22 protein-coding genes and 2 pseudogenes are annotated in these 26,453 nt (G+C 42.8%); 6 read left to right on the top strand and 18 right to left on the bottom strand.

Annotated elements, in window-relative coordinates; translation table 11 throughout:
* Nucleotides 1-3 precede the first annotated feature (3 nt).
* From AB9R92_RS13465 to AB9R92_RS13450, 4 genes are all read right to left on the bottom strand, one after another.
* Nucleotides 4-174 (bottom strand): hypothetical protein, encoded by a 171-nt coding sequence (locus AB9R92_RS13465; protein WP_370669935.1) that lies wholly within the window; start codon nt 172-174, stop codon nt 4-6.
* A 136-nt stretch (nt 175-310) separates the two neighbouring features.
* Entirely contained in the window at nt 311-676 is a 366-nt protein-coding gene (locus tag AB9R92_RS13460) for a hypothetical protein (RefSeq protein ID WP_370669934.1), read from the bottom strand.
* Nucleotides 677-1,430: 754 nt separating this feature from the next.
* Nucleotides 1,431-2,849 carry an alanine/glycine:cation symporter family protein gene (locus AB9R92_RS13455; RefSeq protein WP_370669933.1) on the bottom strand — a complete coding sequence of 473 codons (1,419 nt, stop codon included), beginning with the start codon at nt 2,847-2,849 and terminating at the stop codon, nt 1,431-1,433.
* A gap of 228 nt (nt 2,850-3,077) precedes the next feature.
* A complete protein-coding gene (locus AB9R92_RS13450) occupies nt 3,078-3,590 on the bottom strand; it encodes a DUF6241 domain-containing protein (protein ID WP_370669932.1) in 513 nt (170 codons plus the stop codon).
* 281 nt (nt 3,591-3,871) lie between these two features.
* Here AB9R92_RS13450 and AB9R92_RS13445 point away from each other — a divergent pair, with 281 nt between their 5' ends.
* A complete protein-coding gene (locus tag AB9R92_RS13445) occupies nt 3,872-4,657 on the top strand; it encodes a hypothetical protein (RefSeq protein ID WP_370669931.1) in 786 nt (261 codons plus the stop codon).
* Nucleotides 4,658-4,757: 100 nt separating this feature from the next.
* Here AB9R92_RS13445 and AB9R92_RS13440 read toward each other — a convergent pair whose 3' ends face one another.
* On the bottom strand, nt 4,758-5,735 hold the full coding sequence (locus AB9R92_RS13440) for a glycosyltransferase (protein ID WP_370669930.1): 978 nt from the start codon (nt 5,733-5,735) through the stop codon (nt 4,758-4,760).
* Between the two features lie 250 nt (nt 5,736-5,985).
* Between AB9R92_RS13440 and AB9R92_RS13435 the strand changes: the two genes are divergently transcribed.
* The gene (locus AB9R92_RS13435; RefSeq protein ID WP_370669929.1) at nt 5,986-7,521 is read left to right on the top strand and encodes a glucosyltransferase domain-containing protein; all 1,536 of its coding nucleotides are present in this window, start codon (nt 5,986-5,988) and stop codon (nt 7,519-7,521) included.
* Nucleotides 7,522-7,644: 123 nt separating this feature from the next.
* Here the strand turns inward: AB9R92_RS13435 and galU (AB9R92_RS13430) are convergent, their stop codons facing one another.
* A complete protein-coding gene (gene galU, locus AB9R92_RS13430; protein WP_370669928.1) occupies nt 7,645-8,526 on the bottom strand; it encodes a UTP--glucose-1-phosphate uridylyltransferase GalU in 882 nt (293 codons plus the stop codon).
* 279 nt (nt 8,527-8,805) lie between these two features.
* On the opposite strand from galU (AB9R92_RS13430), the gene AB9R92_RS13425 reads away from it, so the two are divergent.
* A complete protein-coding gene (locus tag AB9R92_RS13425) occupies nt 8,806-9,279 on the top strand; it encodes a VanZ family protein (RefSeq protein ID WP_370669927.1) in 474 nt (157 codons plus the stop codon).
* Between the two features lie 58 nt (nt 9,280-9,337).
* Here AB9R92_RS13425 and AB9R92_RS13420 read toward each other — a convergent pair whose 3' ends face one another.
* The 6 genes from AB9R92_RS13420 to AB9R92_RS13395 all read right to left on the bottom strand — a co-directional run bounded on the left by AB9R92_RS13420 (nt 9,338) and on the right by AB9R92_RS13395 (nt 15,649).
* Nucleotides 9,338-9,670 carry a YciI family protein gene (locus AB9R92_RS13420; protein ID WP_370669926.1) on the bottom strand — a complete coding sequence of 111 codons (333 nt, stop codon included), beginning with the start codon at nt 9,668-9,670 and terminating at the stop codon, nt 9,338-9,340.
* A 114-nt stretch (nt 9,671-9,784) separates the two neighbouring features.
* Nucleotides 9,785-10,402, bottom strand: coding sequence for an HAD family hydrolase (locus tag AB9R92_RS13415; protein WP_370669925.1), 618 nt, complete (start codon nt 10,400-10,402; stop codon nt 9,785-9,787).
* A gap of 207 nt (nt 10,403-10,609) precedes the next feature.
* Nucleotides 10,610-11,188, bottom strand: a complete 579-nt coding sequence (locus AB9R92_RS13410) for a competence protein ComK (RefSeq protein ID WP_370669924.1) — start codon at nt 11,186-11,188, stop codon at nt 10,610-10,612.
* A 680-nt stretch (nt 11,189-11,868) separates the two neighbouring features.
* Nucleotides 11,869-12,699: a hypothetical protein gene (locus AB9R92_RS13405; protein WP_370669923.1), complete on the bottom strand. Its 831-nt coding sequence runs from the start codon at nt 12,697-12,699 to the stop codon at nt 11,869-11,871.
* Nucleotides 12,700-12,847: 148 nt separating this feature from the next.
* The gene (locus AB9R92_RS13400) at nt 12,848-14,731 is read right to left on the bottom strand and encodes a TcaA NTF2-like domain-containing protein (protein ID WP_370669922.1); all 1,884 of its coding nucleotides are present in this window, start codon (nt 14,729-14,731) and stop codon (nt 12,848-12,850) included.
* Nucleotides 14,732-14,755: 24 nt separating this feature from the next.
* The gene (locus tag AB9R92_RS13395; RefSeq protein ID WP_370669921.1) at nt 14,756-15,649 is read right to left on the bottom strand and encodes a hypothetical protein; all 894 of its coding nucleotides are present in this window, start codon (nt 15,647-15,649) and stop codon (nt 14,756-14,758) included.
* A gap of 1,029 nt (nt 15,650-16,678) precedes the next feature.
* On the opposite strand from AB9R92_RS13395, the gene AB9R92_RS13390 reads away from it, so the two are divergent.
* The 3 genes and pseudogenes from AB9R92_RS13390 to AB9R92_RS13380 all read left to right on the top strand — a co-directional run.
* Complete coding sequence (locus AB9R92_RS13390) at nt 16,679-17,191, top strand: hypothetical protein (protein WP_370669920.1); 513 nt, start codon at nt 16,679-16,681, stop codon at nt 17,189-17,191.
* A 540-nt stretch (nt 17,192-17,731) separates the two neighbouring features.
* Nucleotides 17,732-18,455, top strand: a pseudogene (istB, locus tag AB9R92_RS13385) (IS21-like element helper ATPase IstB).
* 63 nt (nt 18,456-18,518) lie between these two features.
* A pseudogene (locus AB9R92_RS13380) lies at nt 18,519-18,761 on the top strand (ATP-binding protein); the annotation flags it as partial.
* A gap of 416 nt (nt 18,762-19,177) precedes the next feature.
* Here AB9R92_RS13380 and AB9R92_RS13375 read toward each other — a convergent pair.
* The 6 genes from AB9R92_RS13375 to AB9R92_RS13350 form a co-directional block, all read right to left on the bottom strand.
* Entirely contained in the window at nt 19,178-19,393 is a 216-nt protein-coding gene (locus AB9R92_RS13375; protein WP_370669919.1) for a hypothetical protein, read from the bottom strand.
* 253 nt (nt 19,394-19,646) lie between these two features.
* Complete coding sequence (locus AB9R92_RS13370; protein ID WP_370669918.1) at nt 19,647-20,408, bottom strand: hypothetical protein; 762 nt, start codon at nt 20,406-20,408, stop codon at nt 19,647-19,649.
* 623 nt (nt 20,409-21,031) lie between these two features.
* Complete coding sequence (locus AB9R92_RS13365; RefSeq protein WP_370669917.1) at nt 21,032-22,822, bottom strand: cell wall-binding repeat-containing protein; 1,791 nt, start codon at nt 22,820-22,822, stop codon at nt 21,032-21,034.
* A 167-nt stretch (nt 22,823-22,989) separates the two neighbouring features.
* Nucleotides 22,990-23,871, bottom strand: coding sequence for a UTP--glucose-1-phosphate uridylyltransferase GalU (gene galU / locus AB9R92_RS13360; protein WP_370669916.1), 882 nt, complete (start codon nt 23,869-23,871; stop codon nt 22,990-22,992).
* 187 nt (nt 23,872-24,058) lie between these two features.
* Nucleotides 24,059-25,102, bottom strand: a complete 1,044-nt coding sequence (locus AB9R92_RS13355; RefSeq protein ID WP_370669915.1) for a GDP-mannose 4,6-dehydratase — start codon at nt 25,100-25,102, stop codon at nt 24,059-24,061.
* Nucleotides 25,074-26,453 carry a UDP-glucose dehydrogenase family protein gene (locus AB9R92_RS13350; RefSeq protein WP_370669914.1) on the bottom strand — a complete coding sequence of 460 codons (1,380 nt, stop codon included), beginning with the start codon at nt 26,451-26,453 and terminating at the stop codon, nt 25,074-25,076. Before AB9R92_RS13350 ends, AB9R92_RS13355 begins: the two co-directional genes overlap by 29 nt.

The following is a 26,453-nucleotide window of genomic DNA, read 5'->3' as shown; positions in this document are numbered from 1 at the left end:
AGCTTACAATCCACTCTCCACTTTTACCGCCTTGCGATCCACCGGCACATGCCACTGCGGAGCCAACTTCTCCAGCTTGTACTGCTTATAGCCTTCAATATAGTCCTTATAAGTTTGCAAATAGGTTTTGTTCGGGATCTCCATTGTCATTTCTTCTTTTACAATCGCAGTCATCCGATTCATCCTCCTCGATTTTGGTCCTTACAAGTATTGATCACGCGGCACCCAACTGGTTATTGAGACCTTGCTGGCCTTGCTGAAATAAATGCATACCTTCCTTTTCAATATGAATGGGAGAGGTCTGCCGTATTCACTTTTTTTGAGTCACTGCACCGAGGGTATCCGTCAGGCGTTCAACAAAATCCGAAAACGCTTCAACGGATGCAAGCCGAAGCATGTGCTTCCCGTCTTCCACGGCCGAACTTTGCGAATAGCTTGTCGGCAGTAAGATTGGATGTTCAATGAGTGCCCGCATAAACCGCTCCACTTGCGCCGGCGGAAGAATGATTTCCGCCCCGTTCAAGCCTTGCTGCTCATCGCGGGACAATTTAACGGATACACCCCGGTCCAACGGCAAGCCGATGTACAATTGCGGAATCGTCTCCCTTTCGGCTCCCGCCTCATAATCCATGTGCTGCATTTCCACCATTTCAACCATCCCCTTGCTTAGATCCATCCTCACACCCCTTTGGCTTATAGCCATCGCGTTGACAGATCTTTATACTGGCAAAAATAAATCTAAAAAATCTAAAAACAATTCCTGTCTATTAAATAAATGATTAGTAATCAATTATTTAATAAAAAATATAGTTTATATAACTTTTAACACTACAATAAACCTACATTAAGGGCCAAAATATGTAAAGTAGCTAATGAAAATTCTTATAATTCAGATAATATTTCGTTTTCCTTATATACTTTTCAGGAAAGACAAGCGTTTTACAAATTCGATATGAAAATCCGAAACGCTCGACAACTCCACTATAGACGCTAGTTATCACACTTATGCATTTTAACTATTTGCGAACAATACCCTCCCCGGTTTCCATTAAAAGGTAAACTGCTATAATATTTTTTTAAAAGTTTTTTTCATCACTAGTGTGCCGTAGCCCTTCCTTCCTACCAATATTCCTCCATGCCACCCTATTAAGATGCAGCACGCTTCTCCAGTAAACTCGTATTTACAGCTATGCCCATGATTCCCTCTTCAACAAGTGCATAAAATCTCCAAATCACTTCTCCCTTGGAAACTGCCCGCACCAAAATCCCCAACACCACAAAAAAACCTTGAACTCGCCCGAGTCCAAGGTTTTCTGCTTAAATTGTGTGTAACACAGGGACACAAGGGCAGCAGAATCCCGCCACGCCGCCATTCGTCCCCTGTGAATTGTGCGGAACACAGGGACACGACAAACCACGACACCCCCTGCCTACGATTCGTACCCTTCGCGAACCGCTTTCTGGCGTTTCGCGCGTTTCTTCACTTTCCGATCCTTCCTATAATACTCATCCGACGTAAAGAACTCGTTCTTCAAGTCTTTCACTTTGTTGCTCAAGAGCAAGATCGCGATGACGTTCGGGATAAGAATCATGGCGAGCATGATGTCGAGGAAGCCCCAGATGACTTCCGCTGCGCCGACTGCGCCCAAGACCACTGCAATTATGTAGACCACTTGCATGCCATAGGAAGCTTTTGTGCCGAACAAGAATTCCGCTTGCTTGGCGCCGTAAAACACGACGACCAAAATCGTCGACAAGACGAAGAAGATGAGTGCGATTGTCACAAGAATCGAACCGAAGCCACCGAAATACTCTTCAAACGCCAAGCTCGTCAACGCGGATGAATTTTCCATCGCGCCTTCTTCTGTCCACACGCCGGAAGACAAGATGACGAACGCTGTTGCCGTACAGACGATCAAGGTATCGACCACCACGCCAATGACGGCCCAGAAGCCCTGGCGTACGGGGTGATCGGTCGTCGCTGCTGCGTGGGCGATCGGCGCCGTCCCGAGCCCCGCTTCGTTGGAATAAAGGCCGCGGGCAAAGCCCCAGCGGATGACTTCCACGATTGCCGCACCGGCAAAGCCGCCCATGACTGGTGCCGGTGAAAAGGCGTTGCTGAAGATCAGCATGAAGAATTCCGGAACGGCTTTCACGTTCATCAATAAAATGACGACCGCCCCGCCGACATACATCAAGGCCATGAACGGGACGAAAATCTCCGTCACCTTGCCGATGCGCTTGATGCCGCCGAAGACGACAATCGAGACGAGAATGGCAGTCGCAATCCCCGTCCACAACGCCGGAATGCTGAACGTCGCTTCCACGGTGCTCGCGATCGAATTCCCTTGCACCATGATGCTCGGGATCAATTCGATCATCAACGCGAACGAGAACCAAATGCCGAGCCATTTCATGTTCAAACCTTTCGTCATATAATACATCGGCCCGCCGACAAATTCGCCATTAGCGTTTTTCTCGCGGTATTCAACCGCCAGTACACTTTCCGCGAATTTCAAGGCCATGCCGATCAATGCGATGACCCACATCCAGAAGATGGCGCCCGGCCCGCCGAACATGATCGCCGCAGGCACCCCGACGATGTTCGCTGCACCGATTGTCGATGACAGTGCAGACGTCAAGGCCTGGAACGGCGTAACCGTCCCTTCGCCTTTCGGTCTCCTGAAAATGCTGCCGAACGTTTGCCCAATTATGTATCCGAAATAGCGAAACTGAAAAAATCCTAATTTAAATGTCATATAAAGTCCAGAAATCAATAACAATGCGATAAGCGGGATGCCCCATAACCATGCTGAAAAATCAGCAACCCCTTGTAAAAACTGTTCCAACTGCTTTCCCCCTATATTATTTCAAGATATGAAATAATTCCCTCACGATCGAAGGCTTAAACAGGAATCAGGAAATTATCTTGTAAATTTAGAAAAACTCGGCAATATAGCCCACACCGCTTCCATCCGCTTAATCCAATAAACCTCCCCTAAAACATAAAAGCCTTGGACTCCGTTAAGGAATCCAAGGCTTTCGGACGAGAGCTCATAGAATTTCGATACAATTAATTACTGAAAATGCTTCTTTACAAACTCCGCTTCCCGCTCTTCCGATAACAAGCCCGTCGCACGGCCCACTGTGCCTTTATGCCATTCCCAGATGGTGTTGTGCACGTTGACGGCATTGGAGAAATCGCCTTTTTCCCAAGCGGTCAAACTTTGCTCATAGAATTCGTACTCCCCATAAGCGCCTTCGTTGGCCTGCAAGATTTTCAGCATTTCATCGATGCGCTCCGGCGTCATCTCGATCGCCCCGCGCTTTTCAGTCGCCTCGATTTTCTGGTGCGTCATTTGGTGAAGATGAATCTGGAATTCCGTTTCACTCAAGCCCACCGTTTCCACGAGCTCGTTCGGTTTCGGCGCTTCCGTATCTTCTTGCAATTTTTCGTCCGCTTCCTCCGCAGCTTGGGAGATTTGCTGCTCGTCGCTGCTGGTCAAGCTCTTGTACGCCCAATATCCAGCCCCCGCGAGTATCCCCAATCCCACCACCAGGATAATGATCGTTCGTAAAACAGTTTTCAAATAGACACGTCCTTCCTTTCGACGGGAAGTTCATCCCGCCAAAAGCGATTTAAAACAAGCAAGGACTATTATACAACAAAAATCTCTGAAATGCTGTAGTTCTCGTATCTTTCTTCCTATTCGGGGTGAAATTCTACATTACCCTAGCACTTATCTTCTTCCACTTATTAAAAATCAAGCCAGGTTCTTAACAACGAATGCGCCTCAACAAGCGACATTCTTGCTATACTTTGAATAGGTATTTATACATACACACTACCCGCACTGAAAGGATCCTCACCATGACCCGAACAAAACGCAAACGCCTGATCATCGGCATCATCCTCGTAGCCCTCTCGCTCCCTTCCATCACGCCGATGCTTATGGAAATCGCCTACAGGATTGAAATGGACACGCGCTACGACATCGACGAGCTGAACAGCAACCGGACCGATTACGCCGGGGCGCCGGATGATGCCAATTACTACGGAAACATCATCCGCGCTTCGCACATCACGACCGGCGAGCCGTATTTCAATGCGTGGGACAACTTGGTCCACCCGAGCGATATCCGCCTCACCGTCAACGGCGAAACGGCCGAGACACTCAACGGCTATCCCGTCCAATTGCTCCACTACGAAGAACTCGCCGTCGAAGGCCTCGACCGCTATAATAGCGCCATCACTTACTGGACCGTCGAAGACAAGTTCACGGACAAGGATTTCTTCGCCATCACGATCCTCCGGAACGGCTACGATATGCGCTTCCATCGCGACGGCGAAGTGATGCCCGGCTATGTAGACATGGAAGACCGGGAGTTCAAGCTTATCAAGATCGCAAAGGACGGCAGCGTCTCGGAACAACTTTTCACGTTCGACAACAAGTCCAAGCTGCAGACGCAATTGATCACCGAAGACTTCAGCGGACCGATCAATTACTATTTGCCGCCGGGCTATTACTACCCGTCTCTATTGTATTCGCTGCTCTATCCCTGGATCACGGCAATTGCCGGACTGGGCTTGATTCTTTTCAACCTTCCATACGGCGCAGTAAAAAGACGCTACACGAAAGCCGAGCAAACCAATTAACATCCATAGCACAGTGAAGCTCTCCCGAAACGAACCCGCAAAAAAGCAGCGATCCCCACTCGGAGACCGCTGCTTTTCATGTATTGAACTCTATTTGACTTCATCCATCTCTGCGCCGCTCATTTTTTCTGAGCGCGATGGGCGAATAATACTCGTTGATCAAATAAGCCGGGCGTTTTTTCGTTTCATTGAACACTTTCCCCAAATACTCGCCGATGATCCCGAGGGAAATCAATTGGATGCCGCCGAGGAACAGGATGACCGTCATCAATGACGGGTAGCCGGGCACCGAACCGCCGAAGAGCAAGGTGCGGACGAAAATGAACAGCATGAACAACAAGGCGAAAATCGAGATGACAATCCCGAAAAACGACGAAATGCGGAGCGGTGCCACCGTGGAAGACGTCAGGCCATCGACGGCCAAGTTGAACAGCTTCCGGTAATTCCATTTGGTGGTGCCGGCTGCCCTCGGTTCACGGTCGAACAGCAATTCCTTTTTGTTGAAGCCGATCCAGCTGAACATGCCTTTTGTATAGCGTTCGGACTCGCGCATCTGCTTTAGCGCTTCGATGCATTTGCGGTCCAGTAAGCGAAAATCGCCGGTGTTGTTCTGGATCGGGATGCTCGAGACTTTCTGCAGGATTTTGTAATAGGAATTGGAAGACCATTTTTTGAACCAGGTCTCGCCCGCACGGGTATTCCGTTTGGCAAACACGTCGTCGTAGCCCTTTTCCCAGTAGCGGATCATTCTCGGAATGAGCTCAGGGGGATCCTGCAAATCGGCATCGAGGATGATGACGGCGTCTCCATTGATATGGTCGAATCCGGCGAGCATCGCCACTTCCTTGCCGAAATTCCGTGATAAATTGACATAGGAGATTTCGGCATGGACTTTCGCCAGCTTCCGCAACATCTCCAATGTCCGGTCGGTACTGCCGTCATTGACGAACAGGAATTCAAAACCATAGTTCGGCAATTTAGCCGTCACACTCTTCAAGCGTTCCAAAAGCGGAACCAATACTTCTTCTTCATTATAGGCGGGAATGAGAATCGTAATTAATTTTTTAATCGCTTCCACCCACTTTGTATTGTTGGAGTTATTTATTATCATAATAGCAATAATTTTGAAACAAGTCGACGAGGGAAATTACTGATACGGGCGCAGTCTGGAAAATATTAAGAACTCCACAAATTCCCACTACCTAATATATGGTATAATTCTGAATGTTTCACTGGAATGAAACTACAGTGCTTGATTCCCGCAGGTGCACGGGTGAGTTTAACTGAGCTCCCCTGCACTCATCATAGTCGAAAAAAAGGAGATTCCCATGCCAGAACAAGTATTGCTCCGCCTCAAAAACGCGATCAAGCCGCAATGGAAGACTGCGTTCTTCGCTGCGCTTATCATAGGTTTTCTCACGCATCTCTACATGTTTACGAACACCCTCCCGAATCACGACAGCTTGCTGAATATCCATATGTCGCAGAAAAAGTTCTCACTCGGGCGCTTTTTCCTGTCGCCTTTTAGCGGCATCAGCTCCTATTTCGACTTGCCGTGGGTCAACGGGGCTTTGTCGATTTTCTATCTCGCGTTGACCTCAGCCGCCTTGACGGAATTATTCGGCCTCCGCAAGAAGCTGTCGATCATTTTAACCGCCGGGCTGCTCGTGACTTTCCCGACCGTTACGTCGACATTTTCTTATATGTTTACGGCCGATGCTTATATGCTCGGATTCTTCACAACCGTCCTGTCCTTGGTAATCACAAAGAAATACACTTACGGTTTTTTGCCGGGGGCAGTATTGTTTTTCGTGAGCGTCGGCGTCTACCAAGCCAATTTGCCGCTCGCCCTCACACTGATCACCGTTTTCTTGCTCAATGAAATCCTCACGCAGCAAGCGAACTTGCGGAAAACCCTCACCTACGCTTTGCGCTTTTTGATGGTGACGGGAATCGGCATGGCGCTTTATGGTATCACCTTTACGCTCTACACCAATTTCTTTGCCGGAAGGATTTCCAGTTATCAAGGCTTGAACGCAATCGGCGATACGTCGATCACGATAGCCGAACGGTTCACTTTGATCAAGGAGTCGTTCCAGGAATTTTTCTTCCGCGGGTATATTACGGACATGCCGGTCAACCTCTTTGAAGTGCTGAATGTCCTCACCTTCATTCTCATCATACTCGGCTTCGTCTGGTTTGCCGTCCACCATAAAATTTACCGCCAAGGCTGGCTGCTTGGCATAGCGATCGTGTTGCTGCTGAGCTTGCCGATATCGGCTTATAGTTTGTACTTCGTGTCGTCTGATGTCAGTTACCACATGCTGATGGTCATGACATTGGTCAGCTTCTACTATGTGCCGATTATCTTTTATGACAATTACACACCCGCCAAATTCGTTACGCCAGCCTTGTCGTGGAGCACCTTGTTGGTCTCCGCTTTGATCGTCTTCAACTTCGCGATCATCGCCAACATCGCTTATTTCAATATGAACTTGAAATACGAGCGTTCCTACGCCTTCTTGAACCGTGTCGTGGACCGCATCGAACAAACAGAAGGCGTGGAAGAAGTCACCAAACTGGCGGTGCTTGGGCGGATCTCGATGGACAGCAGCGTCAGTTCCGTGGAAGTGGCGGAAAGCGTGCCGAAAATGACGGGCATGCTCGGCGACCGCTTCCTCGCTCATCCGCCCCATTATAAGCGCATGATGAAAAACTACTTTGGCTATACTTATGACCTGTCCGACGCAGATGAGCGCAAGGAAATTATGGAAAGCGACTTATACGAAGAAATGAAGCCGTGGCCCGCAGCCAGCTCTGTCCAGCGCGTCGACGATACAATCATCATTAAATTGGACGACTAAAAAAACCGCCTGCCCAAGCGATTGTGATACTTGGGCGGGCGGTTTATTCATATGGATTCGGTTGCACAGCCGGTCATTCGGCAAGCACTTCGCGTACCTTGCCGGTAGGGACGACCTGTAGGTTCAGTCTACCCGGTATTTTGCTTGCTCCAACTTTTTCTCGAACAACGCCAGCAATTGATCTCTCAGTTCCGGCCGCTGCAAGGCAAATTCGATGGTGGTTTCGATAAAGCCGTATTTTTCGCCCACATCAAAGCGTTTGCCTTCGAATTCGTACGCATAGACCGGTTGCTGTTCATTCAACTGCTGGATCGCATCCGTCAATTGGATCTCCCCTCCCGTTCCAAGCTCGTGCTTTTCCAGGAACTGAAAAATCTCGGGCGTCAAAATGTAGCGGCCCATGATGGCATAGTTGGAAGGGGCGGTGCCCGCTGCCGGTTTTTCGATGAATTTATTCACCGCGATCAATTGACGGTCAATCGAAATGGGGTCGATGATGCCGTAGCGATCGGTTTGGCCTTCCGGGACTTGCTGCACGCCAATGATGCTGTTTTCGGTCAATTCGTATTGTGCCATTAACTGCGCCAAACAAGGTTGCGGGTTTTCGACAATATCATCCCCGAGCAGCACAGCGAACGGCTCATCGCCGATGAATTTACGCGCTGACCAAATCGCATGGCCCAGGCCAAGCGGCTGCTTTTGGCGGATAAAATGGATCTCGACGTCCGATGTTTGCAAAACGGAATCGAGCATGTCCATCTTCCCTTTTTTCAACAAGGTCTCTTCCAATTCAAACGCATGGTCAAAATGGTCTTCGATGGAGCGCTTATGCTTCCCAGTCACGATGATGATGTCTTCTATACCGGAAGCAATCGCTTCTTCGACGATGTATTGGATCGTCGGTTTATCTACGATCGGCAGCATTTCTTTCGGCATCGCTTTTGTGGCCGGCAAGAAACGCGTCCCAAGACCCGCCGCAGGAATAATCGCCTTTTTGACTTTCATGAATGCACCCACTTTTCAATTTAATACAACCCGTACTTGCTATTCCCTATACGCATGAAAAATATACCATTTCTTTTAATTCAGACCAGGGTTGCATATCTCTTTGGAGCCTCCCCATCATCCAGCAGTGATCAAGGCGCCGGTCCATATAAGAAATTTTATTCGTTCAACCACTCAACTCCTTAATTAGTCTATGGTACTCTTATGGATAAATAAGAGGATTACAGATAGCCGGGCTAAACACTTACAATCCGCATCCCCGGGGGAAGGAACCATTACATGAAAGCCAAATACATCCCCGTCCTTCTATGGGCGCTGTGCATCCTCATTGCCACCAATAATTACAATTTCACGGCGCTGTTCGCGAGCGACATCGACTTTAATGTCCGGCTGTTCCCGGACCTGTCCGACTTGTTCATCACGAGCGACATCCATCTCGACAGCAAACTGTACGTCTTCCAAAAAACCGGCCATGCCTTGTCGTTCGGCATTCTGTATCTGTTAATGAATCAAGCGCTCAAGGAACGCCACGTTGCCTTCGTGCTGTGCAGCTTGTTCGCCTTTTTCACGGAATTTCTTCAGCTGTTCTTTGAACGCAGCGGCAGGCTCGTAGACGTCCTGATCGACATCGCGGGTATTTTTGTGGCGTATCGGCTAAGCGAATACGTAAAAGCTCAAGGCGGTTTCGTTCCCGCTTTGTCTCATGCCACACAGAAGATATCCAATGCCTTAAAAGACAACAAATCCCATTAACCAAACACAAAAAGCCGGGCGTCTCTTGTGAGATACCCGACTTTTTTTTAACATCGAACTAACTGCCCGTATTCCAAAGCTGCCGGATCTCAATGACCCCATTCGCCCGGGCACACGGCGTGTCAGCGACGAGATCGATCACTTCTTCTACATTCGCCGCTTCAATGATCGAAAACCCCGCCAGCGGCAGTCCGTGAGTCTCCTCAATTCCTTCCGTCACCTGGAGATTATTGTCCCAATTTCGAACAGCAGTCACTGAAGGCTGCACGGCCGACACCAAATTTCCGCGCTCTTGGATCACCTTGTCTTGAGCCAGCGCATCCTTCCTTTCCTTTTCGCTTAATGCGTTCCACCCGGCTTCATCTCCGTATGCCAAGCAAAGGTATTTCATCGTCCATCCTCTCCTCTTTTTTGATTTTGAGAGACCTTTTCGCCAAAACTAGCCAGATTCCTTCAGGCTATCCCACAAAATTGAAGAGAGACTAGAAGCATCTCCTGCTGCACCTTACCCAAACAACTTCAATAACTCCTCGAACTCCTCGATCACGTAATCAAACTCATCCGCATCCCCAAACCCATACGCCGCATAAACGAACGGGATCCCCGCCAGTTCTGCTGCCTCCCGGTCGCCTTTCGTATCGCCGACATAGACGGCACACTCCACACTGTTTCGCTCCATGAGCAACTGGATGTTCTCCCCCTTAGATAAGCCCGTTCTCCCCGGGTTCTCGAAATCGCTGAAATGCTTATCCAGCGCGTGATATTCGTAGAAGCTTTCGATATAGCCTTCCTGGCAATTGCTGACGATGTACAAATTGTACTTTTGCGACAACCGCTCCAATACGCTCTCCACGCCGGCATACAACTGCCCGCCTTGTTTTCGCAAATACACGCATTCCAGTTGTGATGACTCTTCTGTCAGTTTTTCGCACTTTTCTTTCGAGAGATGGGGAAACAGCTTCTCGCCGACTTGATCCGCTTGCATCCCCATAATGCCGCGCAAATCGTCTTTCGTGAGTTGTTCGTCCACGCCATTATCCGCCAATACTTTGTTCCACACCGCTACCGACACGTCGAGCGGATTCCAAAGCGTGCCGTCCAAATCAAAAATGATGCTGTCCATATGTATCTTCCTCTCCACTGCGTTTTCTCCATTCTACCGCAAGAAATTGTGTCTTGCACAGGGACGCAAACCTTTCAGAATCCCGATGCAACAAGATTTTCCACACGCAAATTGTGTCTGACACAGGGGCGGGACAAAAAACCAGGACACTAAAACCGAAACCCACAAAAAAGAGAGCAGGCACAAAACCCGCTCTTTCCCCCAAACCTATTCCGCCCGATGCTCATAATTCACTTGGCCAGCCTGCTTCACCAAATGATACTTCGTCTCCGGCAGCACCCGGCCGCTTTCGAAAAACCGTTTCTGCGCTTCCATCTTGAACTGCAGCTCGTACGCTTTTTCCATGCGGCGCTGGATCGACTTCTTGCTGCCATCAAGAACGATCGAACTGCCGTTGCTCAAATTGACTTTCGTCGTGCAGCCGTCGATGCTGATGCATTCCATGATGTGCTGCAAGGACAGCCAGACGCAGCCATCCAACGATGCTGATTTGCTCGGCAACAGGATGATGCCTTGATCGCGGTCGATGATGATTGGGTTTTTATTGAGCTTCCCGAGAATCGCCGCCGATCCTTCCACCGCGCCGCGCATGCTCGAACCGCGGAAGCGCAAATTCGTGTCGATCAAATCGAATGGCTTCGACTCGATTTTAATCATGCCGTCCGTATGGTAAATCACCGAGTTCAAGCAACCATTTTCATCGTAGTCCGGCAAAATCAATACGGTCTCCTGCCCGATTTCCTTTTCTATGTTCATATCCAACTTGAAATTCTTGCGCTTTCTCACGTTTCTATCCCCTTTTGTGGTTTTTGGTGTATATCTTTACCGAAAAAGGAGTATACTAACTAATAGTTGGTACACTCCAACTGATTGCCTCCGGATGTTTGTCGGCCATGACTATGACATCCGGAGGTTTCTCTTTGTCTTGCTCCCCTTCAACGCGAACACAGCACACCTCCTAAAAATAAATCTATCGTCAGTTTCGAGAACAGTCATCCGATTCTACGACATGCTGCAATCTCTATCGCGGCATATCATCTTCTTCCACGTTTTAGATAAACCCCCATCAGCCAAACCCCTCTGATACTCCGTCAATCCAATCGGGCTCTCGCGACCGTTGATCTCCAGCGGATCGCACTGAATTCCCACCGGCCGCAAAAGCGGAATTAATTTGTCGCTCTATTCTAACTTTTATTATTATATAGTGTTTATGATCTATTTGTATAGATATTTTTTCCTTTTTTAAACGAAAATGGTCATTGTCTTATTAAAAACATTATGACCCATAAAAACGATTATAGTTAAGCTCCATTTTGCCATTCCTCGGCTTAATTCGTGCAAAACTAAGCTAATTTCCTTCGTTTTTGCTATTCCCAACTTTTCGAATCTAATCAAAAAAAGCCTGCTTTTCAGCAGACTTTCTTCACTACATCGGCATAAATCGTGTCACGCACAGGGACAATTAATCACTGAGTCGCAACATAACTATATGTCACCTCTTCAGACTGAAAGAAGTAATCCTCCATCCATTTTCGGATTGTCATCGGTACTTGATCTTCATAACGCGGATCATTTGTGTAAAATTTAATTCCATAATGTTCTTCACTCGGAAGTGCTGCGTAAACATATCGATCACTAATCATCATAACCGCATTCATTGCAGCTACTCCCCTTATAAATCCGCTAGTCACTGTCGTTTGTAGCCCATCTATATCCGCTTCTATATGAGTAATCATCATATTCTCTACGAAACTTGGATAATCTTCTCCAACGACTTCCCTAAAAAGTTTATCCTCCTTTTCTGTCAGAAAGCCTTGTTGGACAAAGTTCACTTCGGTCGGATCGGTCCCCTTTTTGTACTCTCCATGAAAGAATGTTCCATTGCCCCCCATCATGGAACATTCTTCGTCTTCGTCTTTGTCTTCAGTTTCTGTTACCTCAATCATGTCATCATTCAATTCAAAGATTATTCGGCATTCCACAAATTCCACGTCATAATAAGCGGTATTTCCCGACAACTGCGCTCTTCCTTCCAATGTATTTGTATTTGCGCCAGCGGCTACGTGGAGATTAAAATCGAAGCCCGTGTCTGTACCATTCGATATCGTAAGTGAACCGTTATGTTGGTGAAGATAACGTTCCCATTCCCCTTCTAACTCGTTTCTTTCCTGTTCTAATTCTTCATCAGCAAGATTCTCGGATTGGGCACTTTTAATTAACTCGACCTCATCCACACACCCACTCATCAATACTAAAGCTGTCAGTATCATTAGAAATAAAAAGGCTTTTCTTATCATTATTCATCTCCTTTTCCCAGAAAAACCGCACAGAATTAGTATATATCTGTGCGATGCAGTCTAGAATAGAATTTTCAATCTTGAACTTATTACAAAGTCTAAGGATGTTTAATAGCTTCTATCTTGTAAAGAAACTTCTGTCATGACTTTACTTTTCTTTAGTAGAAACTAGTTCATCCACTAACCAATCGTCTCCATTTTTCACAAGGATATTCACGGTTTGATATGTCTTCTCACTAGATTTTTCAGTTCCGTGAATGATGAACTTTTCCGTCGTAGTCACTTTCACCTTGGAAGCATCAATATTCTCCACTTTATCGACGGTCGTTCCCAAATGCTCAGTGGAGATCCCTCTTGAATAAAGGGAGGCAATATAATCAATTGATTCCTTGCGTTTCGGCCCATTTTGAGTAATCAAAGGAGTGACTACTGAGGCATCGCCTGACATCGTTGCTTCCGAGCTCAAGTCATTGTAGTTATGCATAAACATTTCCATAATGTGAAGAAAAACTTTTTCGGATACTTCTGGAGAAGATTCTGTAGATACTTCTGCCGATGCATCCTCTTTCTCTTCGACTGTGGTTTCTGTGGATTCTGCCGTTTCATCCTTCTCTCTAGCCTCTTCGTTTGATGCCGAGGTATCTTTGTATTCATAGACTTTCTTCGAACCTTCTATTGTGCTTATCGGTTCTAAGGTGAAGCTACGGTTGGAATTATTATTTGTCCAGTACTCTTTGACAATCCACTCTTTGGTTTCGCTATCGTATGCCATTTTAACAGTAGCGTGTGTTTTTTGTTTTTCCAACTCGGGCTTATCTGCCCCATAATATTCATCGCCTTCGTATATCACTTCTGCATCGACAGTAATGCCCTCTTCCCAGAAGCCGACCGACTCTCCGTCAAAATTGACTTGAGTTAATGAACCTGTGAAATAGGTTTGCCATTCTTTCAATTGATCAAACTCATCTGCGAATCGCTTAACAACTCCAGGAGTCAAAAATGTATAAACCGACGTGTCTCTGGCTGCTTTTGCCTCTAGATCCTCCTCGAGAAAGGCAACAAAACGCTCCAACACTTGTTCCGTTATCTCTTGATCGAGTTCAGTAATGGCAATATCGACGACATCTCCTTCAACAGGTACAGCTTCCGAGGTTGCATCGCCCCATGAGAACTTCATTTGCGCTTTGGCGGTCACGCTGCCATCTATCAACAATGGCCCTATTTCTTCTGTTTGGCCATTAGCATTCACAGGATATTCTTCTTCACCAACCATCACTTTCGTTTCACTTATCGGTGCACCCTCAGCCACCCCTACGTTAAATATCGCAGAACCAATCGGTAATTCTTCTTCGATCATTAGCGTGTATGCAGGATCCTCCTGGTAATGGACCGTCAATTCGAAAGAATGCTCATAAACAGTCTGGCCATTGTCAAAAATAAACTCCGCTTCGTACTGACCAGGCATAATGCCGCTATACATGTATTCACCTTCAGTGCTTGTATCTGCTTTTACTTCTTCTCCGTTCAATTCCAATTTCAATCCTTCATATGAAAACGGAAAATAGACATGCTCGGGATCGATTATAACTTTATGAGAATCAAAAACACCCGCAAACTTTCCGCTTTTCTCAATGTTCATCATCTCTTCCAATTCTGCAGATGACAAGGGTGCATACAATTTAATAAACGCTTCTGCTTCCTTTATGGATATGCTGTTGCCATTCGAAAGGGCAACATATTTTGATAAAGCTTTTGCATTGTTTTCTTGTACGGCTTCAATGAATTTTGTGGCAGTGGAATCAGCTGAAGCCATTTTTGTACCCCATGTGTAGAAAATTCCTAATGCAGCAATGAAGAAAATGGCAACTCCTGCTAGCAATTTAGTCTTTAAAGAAATACTCTTTTTAGGCGCACGACCCTGGACAGGTTCGATAGCTTTTTTGTCTTCAACAGTCAATGCCCTTCCGCATTCGACACAAATTTGATTTTCGTTTTCATTAGCATGGCCGCAGTTTGTACAGAATTTACTCATAATAGATAGTTCCCCCTTTTAGTTTCACAGTACAAAGTTTAAGATTTCAAATACAGAAGACATGGCGTCTTTTAGCTTGGTCTCGAGGAACCAGGAAAAGCAGACAGTCGACCCAAGTAAAAATAAGCTCGTATAGGCAATCAACGAAAAAAGAGAGTCGTGTTTTTCAGCTAGCTTTTCATTGAACTTAGCAATCGCATAAAGAGGAACAACCAAGAAACTGACTATGAGTCCTATAAAGAATAGGATATTCCCAAAACTTCTCATGCCGACAAAAAATAAAAGATAAGCGGCAACCATAAATAAAATGGCTGGCATGAGGAGTGTACCGATGACCGTTACCAATTGCTTAAATTCAGGTGTTGACTTCACCAATTTCGTTGCAAGGAAGATCGAACCAAAGGAGAGAGCAAATAACGTCAAAAGGAACAAAAATACATTTGGGAATGTATCAACTAAAGAAGGCGTCAGGAAATCTGTAGGTTCAGAAGCCGAAAAAATGCTGCCGCTGCTTAGACTAGCGAATAGTTGAAAAACATATTCAATCATATTGTGTATAACAAGGCCTACGAAGATAAAGAAAATAGCCAGTGTAATCAACGCATTTAACAAGTTCTGAGCAGAGCTCCCAAAAATTGCAGACGGCTTTTTGATGTAAGTAAGAACATAATCCCAGTAAAGCTTTGAAGCTTCCTTTGCTTTCTCAAGCGATTGCCCCTTGTCACCATCCGGAAAAGCAATAGTTGACCCGCTATGAGAGATTGGATCATTTGCATGCACGAAATTAGATGTACTATTCAATGATGAATGTTCCGTACTTCCCTCCACGCTGCCAAGCTCTACTGGCTGAAGTGAATTTCCGCATTTCCCACAAAACTTTCCTGACGATTGTTTATGACCACATTTTTGACACTCCATAAAATAACCCCCTCTTATTTGAGACTTTATAGATACCAACTTAAAATATCTTTCATACATTGGCGAAGACTATTTTCACACTAAAAAAAATTTTAAGTAGGCAATAAAGCTTAGGTCAATAATATCATGCAGATTTTCAAAAAAGAATATTATATAACAGAATAATCTTTCACTAAAATTCTGTTTTCAGCCATTATTTCTTTATATGTGAACCTAAAATTTCTACTGTGTGAACGAGTAAATTGAAAGAGGTATATCTTCCAGGTGTGCCTCAACTATTTCACCGAGTATTGTTAAACGAGAAGGCCATTAATTTGGAGTTAAAACTATCATTTGCAGAGAAGGTTGCTAGAACAGAAGAAGACTATTGCCGGTGCTATAACCGAATTCGATCTTATCGAGGGCAGCAATTGAAGAAAAGCTAAAATAGATAGTAGCTACATCCATCATCAAGAATATGAAAAAACACAAAAATCGCAGCCAGAAACCATATCGGTTTGCAGCTGCGATTTTCTATTTACGCGAATGTTGTGTAATGCAAAATAGAAGTACAGAGTTGTGCATGAGATATTCATGCAAATAAAAATGGACTTGTAAGCCGTTAAGTCAACCTCTACTGATAAAGTGCAAACTCATAACAGCTGCAGGTTTGAAAGGAAAGCTTACAATGTCCAATTTTAATTCTATCAAACACTTACGAAATGAAAAAGGATTGAAAATCGACCAGATTGCCAATACCCTTAAAATAAATTGACGTACAGCCAAAAAGTATGGCGAGGAAAGTGGGCTCCCAAATTCTATCATCAAACCTAGAAAAAGCATTATGATAGAAGATAATGGGGAACGATGGTTTCCGATTGGCTATTTGAAGACGCACAAGAAAAAAGAAAGCTGAAAAGAACCAATCGTCAGCTCTTCAAAGAGTTGCAGAAACATCAATTTCCAGAATCCTATTGGACCTGTTGCAACTTTATTCAGGAATGACGGGTACAGCATGATAGCGAGGATTGAGATCGAGGGTCTGAACGGTTGGAACATCCTGCGAGTGAAGCTCAAGTCGACTTCGGGGTTATGGAAGCAGTTGAGGAAGGGAAAACGCGCGAAATTCAGCTGCTTGTCATGTCTTTCCCTTGCAGTAATGTCGCGTTTCACGAGCCCATGCCTTCTGAAATTCAAGAATGCTTTTTGGAAGGATTAAAGAAGTTATTTGGCAAAGTGGGCTTTGTGGCACGAAAGATCCGAATTGATAACTTAACTCCCGCTGCCAAGAAGATCAGAAGTAAGACAGAAGAAGCTCAACTAACAGACGAATGTTTACGGTTTCAGCTGAACTATGGGTTTGAAACGCAGGTATGTAACGTCCTGAAGAGAAACGAAAAAGGTCACGTTGAAAAGAAAGTCGTCTATATCCGCTACAACTTCTTCAGTGTTCCGCCGGTCATCACGGGGCTAGAAGATCTTTCGGAGAAGTTACTAGCCTTCTCGATCCATGATCAGTACCGGACACACTACAAGAAACAAATTGAAATCCATGAACTTTAACTTTTGGAAGAAGAAAAACACAGCATGATGAACTTGCCGCAAAACGAGTACCCGGTTCGTAAAGAACAGCGAATTAAGGTGAATCGATACAATGAAATTAAAGTGGATGATGAAGTGACACATATTCTAAAAGGAAGAAATCATAGTTAGCTGTACTTAGTCACCACATGGGATAGCTACCAAGTTGTGACACCGGATGGAAAAATTATTGCAGAAGGTCTACGACCTTATATGAACAACCCCAAGGTTCTGCCATGGAAGGAGTTGGAGCCTGGCGATTAAAACCGTGTGTCGTTGAATATTCTAGGCACCGCCAATACCTACCTGGAAGAATCAAAGAGTACCTCGATATTCCATCGGCTCATCTGCGGAAGCAACGTATTGAGCAAATACTAGTACTTCTTACCCGATATCCATTGGAAGAAATCAATGAAGATTTCTACAAACATATGATGGCCGATCCACCACCTGAACAGGATCATCCGTTTGATGTGAATTGGAATCAATACGATGAATTAAGCCAGCAAGGAGTCGTAATCGATGACAGAGAACCTGCGTGAGTTGTGCAAGCAACTCCGTCTAGCTTACGTAGCTGAAGCCGTAGATTCTGTCGAATTTTCCACACCTCAGGACGACTTATCCAACGTTTTGAAGAAAGAAATCGAAATGCCTGAGTTTGCAAAAGTCAAAAGGAACTTGAAACAGGCTCGTTTCTTAGAGAACAAGACATTGGAAAGTTATCAACGGGGTTCTTCCCTGCGTTTCCTCATACGGTGACAAAGGAACTGCTAGAAGATTTAGAGTTTATTAAAGCGCACCAGAATCTAGTGCTCGTCGGAGCACCGGAACAGGAAAAACACATTTAGCTCCTGCTTTAGAAAGACGGGCATGCGAAAAAGGACATCAAGTTCGGTTCTATCGTGTTTCTCAGTTGGTAGAACAACTGGAAGCTGCCTATCGAAATGGAAAACTGAGTGCTTTTCGAAAGAAATTCGATGATGTCCAGCTACTCATTCTGGATGAAATGGGGTACGTGCCCTTCAGCAAAGAAGGAGCAGAGATTCTCTTCCAACTTATCACCGAGTTCTACGAGAAAAAGAGTTTGATTGTCACATCAAACCTGGAATTCAGCCAATGGAACCGGATCTTTATCGACAGTCGATTGACGGCAGCACTAGTGGATCGGTTGATCCACCATGCGCATATCATCACCTACACCGGTGAAAGTTATCGTTTAACCTATGCATTATCACGCATCAACTGATACTCCATCTCTGGCGGCAAAACTATGTATAAACCGTTGCAACACTCTGCACTTTTCTATTGCAAAATACAGTACGTGCCCTTCAGCAAAGAAGGAGCAGAGATTCTCTTTAAGCTTATCACCGAGTTCTACGAGAAAAAGAGTTTGATTGTCACATCAAACCTGGAATTCAGTCAGTAGAACCGAATCTTTATCGATAGCCGATTGACGGCAGCACTGGTGGATCAACTGATCCACCATGCGCATATCATCACCTACACCGGTGAAAGTTATCGTTTAACCAATGCATTATCACGCATCAACTGACACTCCATTTCTGGCGGCAAAACTATGTATAAACCGTTGCAACACTCTGCACTTATCTATTGCAAAATACAAGTGTCTTAAATAAGCTCGTTCTTGCCGTAGACAAGATGAAATTCAAATCTACATTCTGACTAGTTACCAGATTCTCCGAATTAAACTAAAGTCATTTCCCTCACAATGCTTTCTCATAGTTCCTCAATTCCTGCAAAGCTGCTTCTATATGTGGCTCGACTTCTTCTTCAAACTCATTCATCATGACAATATCATATATTTTATGTGTCATAATTTCTCACCACAACCTCTCCAATTACAGTAGATATATTCAGTATACTGGGTTCTGAAAACAGAAAAAAACCCAAATGAGCAAGCACTTTTTAAGGTGTCTACCGTTTGGGGTTCAGTTCACATAAAGACATTCAAAGGTGTTTTTTAAAATTTTTTTGTGGTAATTCGATATTTTCATTTACTCTATCAATAAATATTTTTTCAGCGTATTCTTTATTAGTAATCTGTTTATACCGTTTAGAAGCTGCCGAAGAAGATTCATTAATTCTTTTATTATTCTTTATTGATTGGAAATTGTCTAATGTGTTTGAGACATTTTTAGTTTTGAAAGAAATAAGAAAGAACATTTATATCTCCTCCTTTCTTTTAATTATACCAAATCATTTAATAATAACAAAATAGGTTCCTCCGAGGGAATTATTCTTTTATCTATAATTACTTGCAAAATAAAATCAAATTCTCCTTCTACTTCATTAATCATCCTAAAATGCAGGTCAACATATCTTCTATGCTGTTTATCTTTATTGGTATTTGTATAATCTTCTATATACACGAAACTAGAATCAATTTGCCGCTCTTTTGTATACTCTGCTTTTTCCTCTACGTTATCAACATAAACTTTAAGAGATGGAATATTAAAAAAAACTGTAGAATAGTGAACTGATTTGAAAAGCTTTGTCTTATTAATTTTGACTTTCCACTTCCCAATGGCTTTTTTAATATTTTTTTTAACCAACGCTCACTTTTCCCTTCATTTTCTTCTCTAAAGTATTCTACGAAATAATAAAGCAGCATTTGAGTTGTATATTTATCCATATTCATATTATTGAGTGTATTTATATCATACTGTACATTAGTTTTCTCTATATTATCAATTATATTTTCCTGAATCCACTTGTCTAGAAGAATTGGTACTTTTATTTCTTTAGGTTTTAACTTATCTACTGAAGAATATTTTGAAACTAAATCAAAAACTATATTAAATACATATAAACTGTCATCTGGTAGTGTATGTTTTTCTACTCTAAAGAGTCGAATTCCTATAACACCATCTGTATTTATTAAACGACTTTCGGATTTTTTCTTAAACCTATGAATTAAAGAAGCGATTATTTCATCATACTCATCTAGAAATCTATATTTAAATCGAAAAGCAAAAAAAGGCTGAAAAATAATAACTCCTAAGATTATCATTGTACCAGCTATAAAGAACCCTAAATAAAATGATTTTGCGAAAACTGGGGTTACACTAATCCAATTGACAATCGAAGCTGTCCCCATCCCAGTAAGTAATAAAAGAAAGAAAAAAGAGATGGATGTTATTTTAGAATTAAAAACTAATAATCGAAATTTTTCCCACATAATGTATTCACCTCTTTTACTTACCGTTATTTCTAAAGAATATAACAGAAAGATGGCGCTGACAATTGATTTCTGATTTAACTTAAAGAAAACATTTGAATCACGGAGCTAGAGATATTAACTAAGACAAGTACAAACTATATACGCTATTAGGAATGTTATAGAAAGATAGAGAAAGAAAATATATTGAGTGGCAGAAAGAGATACGAAGTAGCCAGACGCTTAGAATCTACTTTTCTCTCCGCTTGATTAAGATATAACGCTAAGAGAGCAATCTATCACCCTTAGGAATGAGTAAGTTTTCACATATAAGATCGATAAATTTTTCTACAAGTTGGAAGGAAACTGGATTGGTCCAGTCGATGTTCCGTCGAGATACCTGTCTTGACGATGTTCCCTCGACTCGTTTCTTGGTCTCTTTTAAACAAACGACCTTGAAGGAACTAGTGGATGAGTAAATAGAGCGTTACAACGGAACTCGCAAGCAATAGAATCTAAAAAAAGATGACTCCGGCACAATACCGAAGTCACCTGATTGCAGCTTAGCTGCCGGGCGCTTTTATTAAATTGTCCACTAAATGGGGGGCAGTTCACAGTTCATCTTTATGGTTTTTTTATAATCATTACTTTTTCAATGCTTCATCCAACAAGTTCTTGACCTCATCTGATACTGCTCCTGTACCCCCGAAGATTGAAAAGCCATTATAGATCGACAATTGATTTTTCGTCGCATCCGGAATCGCTTCCGGGCGAACGAGCAAGATTGGTGCATCGTTTTTCGCTGCCAAGACAGACCCTGCCAGCGCATCCGGGAAGTTCGAACCGGTTGCGATAAAGGCTTTGTCAGTACCAAGCTGAAGTTTCGTCGACACTTCATACCCTGTTTCGTACCGGTCTTTACCGCCGTAGCGAGTCGGCTTCGGCAAATCGTCGTAAACGGATTTGCTTACCACACTCGTGCTGCCGATGACATAAGTGGAAGATACACCCTTCAGCGCTGATCTTGTTTCATCTGGTATACGGTCCGTACGCGTCAACAGAATCGGCACGCCGTTCTTCGCAGCATAAGAAGATATCGAAAGAACATCTGGGAAGTTCAAGCCGTTTGCCACGACTGCTCGATTAGAATCTATTTTCCCGGCTATTAATGCTGCTGTTTCAAATCTCGTCTTGCCTCCAAGTCGCTCTGTGGATAACCCCATGCTTTCCAACTCTGCTTCCACTTCCATAGAAACTGCAGTGTTGCCGCCAAGAATCATCACTTTTTTAGCACCTAAGCGTTTAATTTCTTGTTTGGTTTCTGTATTTAGTGATTTGGTACGTGTCAGAAGAATCGGGGCATCTTCTTGATACGCGAGTGGACCGCCTGCTAATGCATCTGGGAAGTCACTCCCAGTAGCCAACACTACTGTATCAGCATCATTCCACCCCTCTTGTGAAATTTTGATAGAAGTATAATATCGGTTATTCCCTGAAATACGCTTTACTTCTTTTGGTTTATCTTTTAAATAATCGTATCCAGCCACATTGATATTCCCCTTCACTCCTTCTATATGTTTTATTTGATAACCGTCTGCAAGTTTTTTTATAGTATCCACAGTTATGCTTACAGGTTCATTACTGTTTCTGAGGTTTTTTAATATAATTTCCAACCCTCGACCTTTATTGTTGCTAGTCGACAAGTTATAAATATTCACGTTCTGTATTTTTTCATTTTGAGAATTCGGCTCGATATCTATACCACTTTCAGGTGGTGTTCCGTTCGTATTTGTAATTTTCGCGTTATAAATATTGAGATTTATTGCTGATATTATCGAAATTCCTTGTCTCCGATTATTATCTAAGATTGGATTAACAATGTTTACGTTTTTATTGTAATTTTGATTTAATGTTGATCCAACATAAATGCCGTCACCCCAGCAATCAGATATTTTTACATTTTCTACTGTAATATTATCTGACCCTTTGATGCTAATTCCAAACCCCCATTCCCCTGAAGTTCCATAATGTTCTTTTCTATCTCCTATAATTTCTACAAAACCAGAAATATTAACATTTTTTACATCATGAATTTCTATTACTTCATACCACTGACTCTTGTTAGGAAGTGCCTTTAGAATTGTGCCTTCTTCAAATTTTAAACTAATATTATCTTTTAACACAATAGATTTTATTGCATCAATTAAATATGTTCCTTTAGGAACGTTAACAGTTCCTCCTCCTTTATCGCTTATGAAATTAATTGCTTTTTGAATGTAAACTGTTTCATCCACTTCTCCCTCACCAGTCGCTCCAAACGAGGTAACACTTACTTCTTCTTCAGCAGAACTCACATCGGAAAACCACACTGCAGTTAGCACCAAAAATATAATTAAAAAGACATGCAAAAAACTAATTTTCTTTAAAATCGTCATTCAAAACCACTCCCTTCTAATCATATTAATATCATAAAAACATCGATTTTTAGTTAAAAAAAATAAAAAATAATAAAATAGTTAAAAATACTCAATATTCAGACATTGTAAAATTAAATAAAAAAAGGTCAAGAAAATAAAATTTCTCGACCTTTTAGTAATATTTACTATAATTTGTTTGCGTGTGATTCATATATTTTTTTTTCAAACATCTCTAGTAACTGCTCTTTCAGCTCGGGGCGTTTTAAAGCAAACTCTATCGTTGTTTCAATAAATCCGAACTTCTCTCCAACGTCAAATCTTTTACCTTCAAATTCATAAGCGTAAACTGCTTGTTTTTCATTTAATTGTTGAATGGAATCCGTCAATTGGATTTCCCCACCAGTCCCAAGTTCGTGTTTCTCTAAAAACTGGAAGATTTCCGGTGTCAGTACATAACGGCCCATGATAGCGTAGTTTGATGGAGCTGTACCAAGTGCTGGTTTCTCTACAAACTTGTTCACAGCAATAAGTTTATTGTTGATTGAAATTGGATCAATAATTCCATAGCGATTCGTTTGATCTTCTGCTACTTGCTGAACACCGATAATGCTGTTTTGGGTTTGTTCATACTGATTCATTAACTGAGCTAGGCACGGCTCAGAGTGTTCTACAATGTCATCACCAAGCAACACTGCAAATGGCTCATTACCAATGAATTTGCGCGCAGACCAAATTGCATGACCAAGGCCAAGTGGCTGCTTTTGTCGAATGTAGTGAATTTCTACATTTGATGTCTGCAATACGGAATCGAGCATATCCATTTTTCCTTTCTTCATTAATGTATCTTCCAACTCAAAAGCATGATCGAAATGATCTTCAATCGCGCGTTTATGTTTACCCGTAACAATTATAATATCTTCAATTCCAGAAGCAACTGCCTCTTCAACAATATACTGAATTGTTGGTTTATCAACGATGGGTAGCATTTCTTTTGGCATCGCTTTTGTTGCCGGCAAGAAACGAGTTCCGAGTCCTGCAGCTGGAATTATGGCTTTTTTTACTTTCATCTTTGCACCTTCTAATCAATTATTTACAGAAAATCCCTGTATATATCTTTTAAATACTTTCATAAGATGTAAAAATTATACCATTTTTCCAAGGAACATGTAACTATTAATTATAGAAATGTAACAGGGTACTATTTACTATGGTAATTAAAAATCCCTCACCTTATTCGTAGAGGTGAGGGATTTTTTATGCATTTATCTTTTTCACATCATAATAATTACAGTACCAATCTACAAACTTCTGAAGTCCATCTTCAATAGAAGTAGTCGGCTTAAAGCCAACTGCTTGTTGAAGCTGTTCAGTAGATGCATAAGTGGCTGGAACGTCACCAGGCTTAATTGGTTCAAAGCTTTTTTTGAATTCAACTTTTTCCCCAAGCGCATTACTCAATGCTTTCTCTAGCGCTCTAACAAACTTCATTAGCATCTCAGGATTATTGTTACCAATATTGAAAACTTTGTGCGGTACTTGACCATCCGCAGAAGGAGGGTTTGATAGAAGTCGTTCAATTCCTTCTATAATGTCATCAATATAAGTAAAATCACGATACAGATCGTTATCAAAATCACCATTATTATAGATTTTGATTTCTTCCTCATTAAAGAACTTTTCGGTAAATCCAAAGTATGCCATGTCAGGCCTGCCCATCGGCCCATAAACCGTAAAGAACCTCAAACCGGTCGAAGCAAATTTATATAAATGGCTGTAAGTATGAGCCATCAATTCATTGGATTTCTTCGTTGAAGCATACAACGAAACCGGCTGATCAACAAAATCTGTTTCCTTAAAAGGCACTTTCTTGTTTGCACCATATACAGAGCTTGAAGAAGCGTATAGTAGATGGTCTACTGGGTAATGTCTGCACGCTTCAAGAATATTATAGAACCCAATAATATTACTTTGAATATAAGCGTCTGGATTTTCGATAGAGTACCGCACACCCGCCTGGGCAGCTAAGTTTACAACAATATCAGGCTTATACTCATCAAATATTTCCATCAGAGTCTCTTTATTAGAGATATCACTCTGCAAAAAAGTGAAGTTTCCATAAGGTGCCAATAACTCAAGCCGCTGTTCTTTCAATTTCACATCGTAATAATCATTCATATTATCCAGCCCGATTATCTTACAGCCTTTATCAAGTAAACGCTTTGACAAGTAATGGCCAATAAACCCGGCAGCACCTGTTACTAAATAAGTTTTATCCACGTTTAGAGGATTGTAGTTCACGTTCTTTCGCCTCCTCACGGCTTACTCTTTTCGCAGAAGGACGACCTACCGAGTGATATTCTACTCCAGCCTCAACCATCCCATCCACTTCATGAATATTACGCCCATCGTACACTAAAGGCGTTCTCATTAAGAGTTTAAAGGTCTCAGGCTGAACAGATTTTATTTCTCCCCATTCAGTGAAGATAAAGCAGACATTTGCGTCTTGTAAGGCAGCTTCAGCATCTGCTACATATTTGATATTCCCTTTGCCATTCGGTCCTTCTGGATATACTTTCGCGAAGTTTTCCGCACCGATTGGATCATACGCATAGATGTCTGCACCTTGTGCCAAAAGCAATGGAACATTTTCAAGAGACGGTGCTTCTCTCAAATCATCTGTTCCAGGTTTAAATGTTAATCCTAAAACCGCCACTTTCAAGCCGTTAAAAGTAATAAGACGTTTGCTGGCTTTTTTATAAAGAAGTGTTTTTTGATCATTATTGACATCAATAGCTGCTTTAATCGTTTTTAAGTCGTATCCATTTTGAGTAGCCAGGTATTCAAGGGCTTTTGTGTCTTTAGGGAAACAAGATCCGCCATAGCCGATTCCAGCATTCAAGAACTTACTTCCGATACGATCATCGAAGCTCATACCTTCCGCCACATCTTGAATATCCGCACCGACTAACTCACAAAGATTTGCAATATCATTCATATATGAAATTTTTAATGCCAGGAAATCATTTGAAGCATATTTTATCATCTCAGCTGAACGTCTGTTTACAGCAACTATTGGTAATTTAAATGGTTCATAAATGCCTTTAAGCAATTCCTCTGCCCATTCACTTTCGGTTCCAATGACGATTCGCTTGGCATGCAATGTATCATAAACAGCGGATCCCTGTGCTAAGAACTCTGGGTTAGAAGCTACTTCTACACGTACATCATTTACCAAGAAATCACTGATGAACTGTTCAACTTTATCGTTTGTACCTACAGGTACAGTCGATTTAACGACTACTAAACAATCATTTTCAACACTTTCAGCAATCTGCCTGGCTACCGTCGCTATGTATGAAAGATTTGCCGATCCATCTTCGTTTTCTGGGGTACCAACACCAATAAATACTGCATCGACATCTTTGTAAACTGATCGGAAATCAGTAGTATAATCAATTCTTCCAGCCGTATAATTACACTGCATCAATTCTTCTAAATCTTTTTCAAAGATAGGAGAAACACCGGATTTCATTAATTTAACTTTTTCTTCATCAATATCGACGCAAGTTACTTGATGTCCCATCTCCGCGAAACAAACCCCTGCAACTAACCCAACATATCCTGTTCCAGCTACTGCAATCTTAAACAT

Source organism: Planococcus sp. SSTMD024 (assembly GCF_041320495.1).
GTDB lineage: Bacteria > Bacillota > Bacilli > Bacillales_A > Planococcaceae > Planococcus.
The sequence above is the reverse complement of the archived record's forward strand: the minus strand, read 5'-3'. Positions and strand labels throughout refer to the sequence as shown.

Bases quoted from the DNA above. Each gene is read 5' to 3' on its own strand.
- AB9R92_RS13395 (WP_370669921.1), bottom strand. From the start codon at position 15,649: ATGGAGTGTCAAAAATGTGGTCATAAACAATCGTCAGGAAAGTTTTGT.
- AB9R92_RS13400 (WP_370669922.1), bottom strand. From the start codon at position 14,731: ATGAGTAAATTCTGTACAAACTGCGGCCATGCTAATGAAAACGAAAAT.
- AB9R92_RS13425 (WP_370669927.1), top strand. From the start codon at position 8,806: ATGAAAGCCAAATACATCCCCGTCCTTCTATGGGCGCTGTGCATCCTC.
- AB9R92_RS13415 (WP_370669925.1), bottom strand. From the start codon at position 10,402: ATGGACAGCATCATTTTTGATTTGGACGGCACGCTTTGGAATCCGCTC.
- AB9R92_RS13405 (WP_370669923.1), bottom strand. From the start codon at position 12,699: ATGATAAGAAAAGCCTTTTTATTTCTAATGATACTGACAGCTTTAGTA.
- AB9R92_RS13435 (WP_370669929.1), top strand. From the start codon at position 5,986: ATGCCAGAACAAGTATTGCTCCGCCTCAAAAACGCGATCAAGCCGCAA.
- AB9R92_RS13420 (WP_370669926.1), bottom strand. From the start codon at position 9,670: ATGAAATACCTTTGCTTGGCATACGGAGATGAAGCCGGGTGGAACGCA.
- AB9R92_RS13365 (WP_370669917.1), bottom strand. From the start codon at position 22,822: ATGACGATTTTAAAGAAAATTAGTTTTTTGCATGTCTTTTTAATTATA.
- AB9R92_RS13445 (WP_370669931.1), top strand. From the start codon at position 3,872: ATGACCCGAACAAAACGCAAACGCCTGATCATCGGCATCATCCTCGTA.
- AB9R92_RS13460 (WP_370669934.1), bottom strand. From the start codon at position 676: ATGGATCTAAGCAAGGGGATGGTTGAAATGGTGGAAATGCAGCACATG.
- AB9R92_RS13465 (WP_370669935.1), bottom strand. From the start codon at position 174: ATGACTGCGATTGTAAAAGAAGAAATGACAATGGAGATCCCGAACAAA.
- AB9R92_RS13375 (WP_370669919.1), bottom strand. From the start codon at position 19,393: ATGTTCTTTCTTATTTCTTTCAAAACTAAAAATGTCTCAAACACATTA.
- galU (WP_370669916.1), bottom strand. From the start codon at position 23,871: ATGAAAGTAAAAAAAGCCATAATTCCAGCTGCAGGACTCGGAACTCGT.
- AB9R92_RS13370 (WP_370669918.1), bottom strand. From the start codon at position 20,408: ATGTGGGAAAAATTTCGATTATTAGTTTTTAATTCTAAAATAACATCC.
- galU (WP_370669928.1), bottom strand. From the start codon at position 8,526: ATGAAAGTCAAAAAGGCGATTATTCCTGCGGCGGGTCTTGGGACGCGT.
- AB9R92_RS13350 (WP_370669914.1), bottom strand. From the start codon at position 26,453: ATGTTTAAGATTGCAGTAGCTGGAACAGGATATGTTGGGTTAGTTGCA.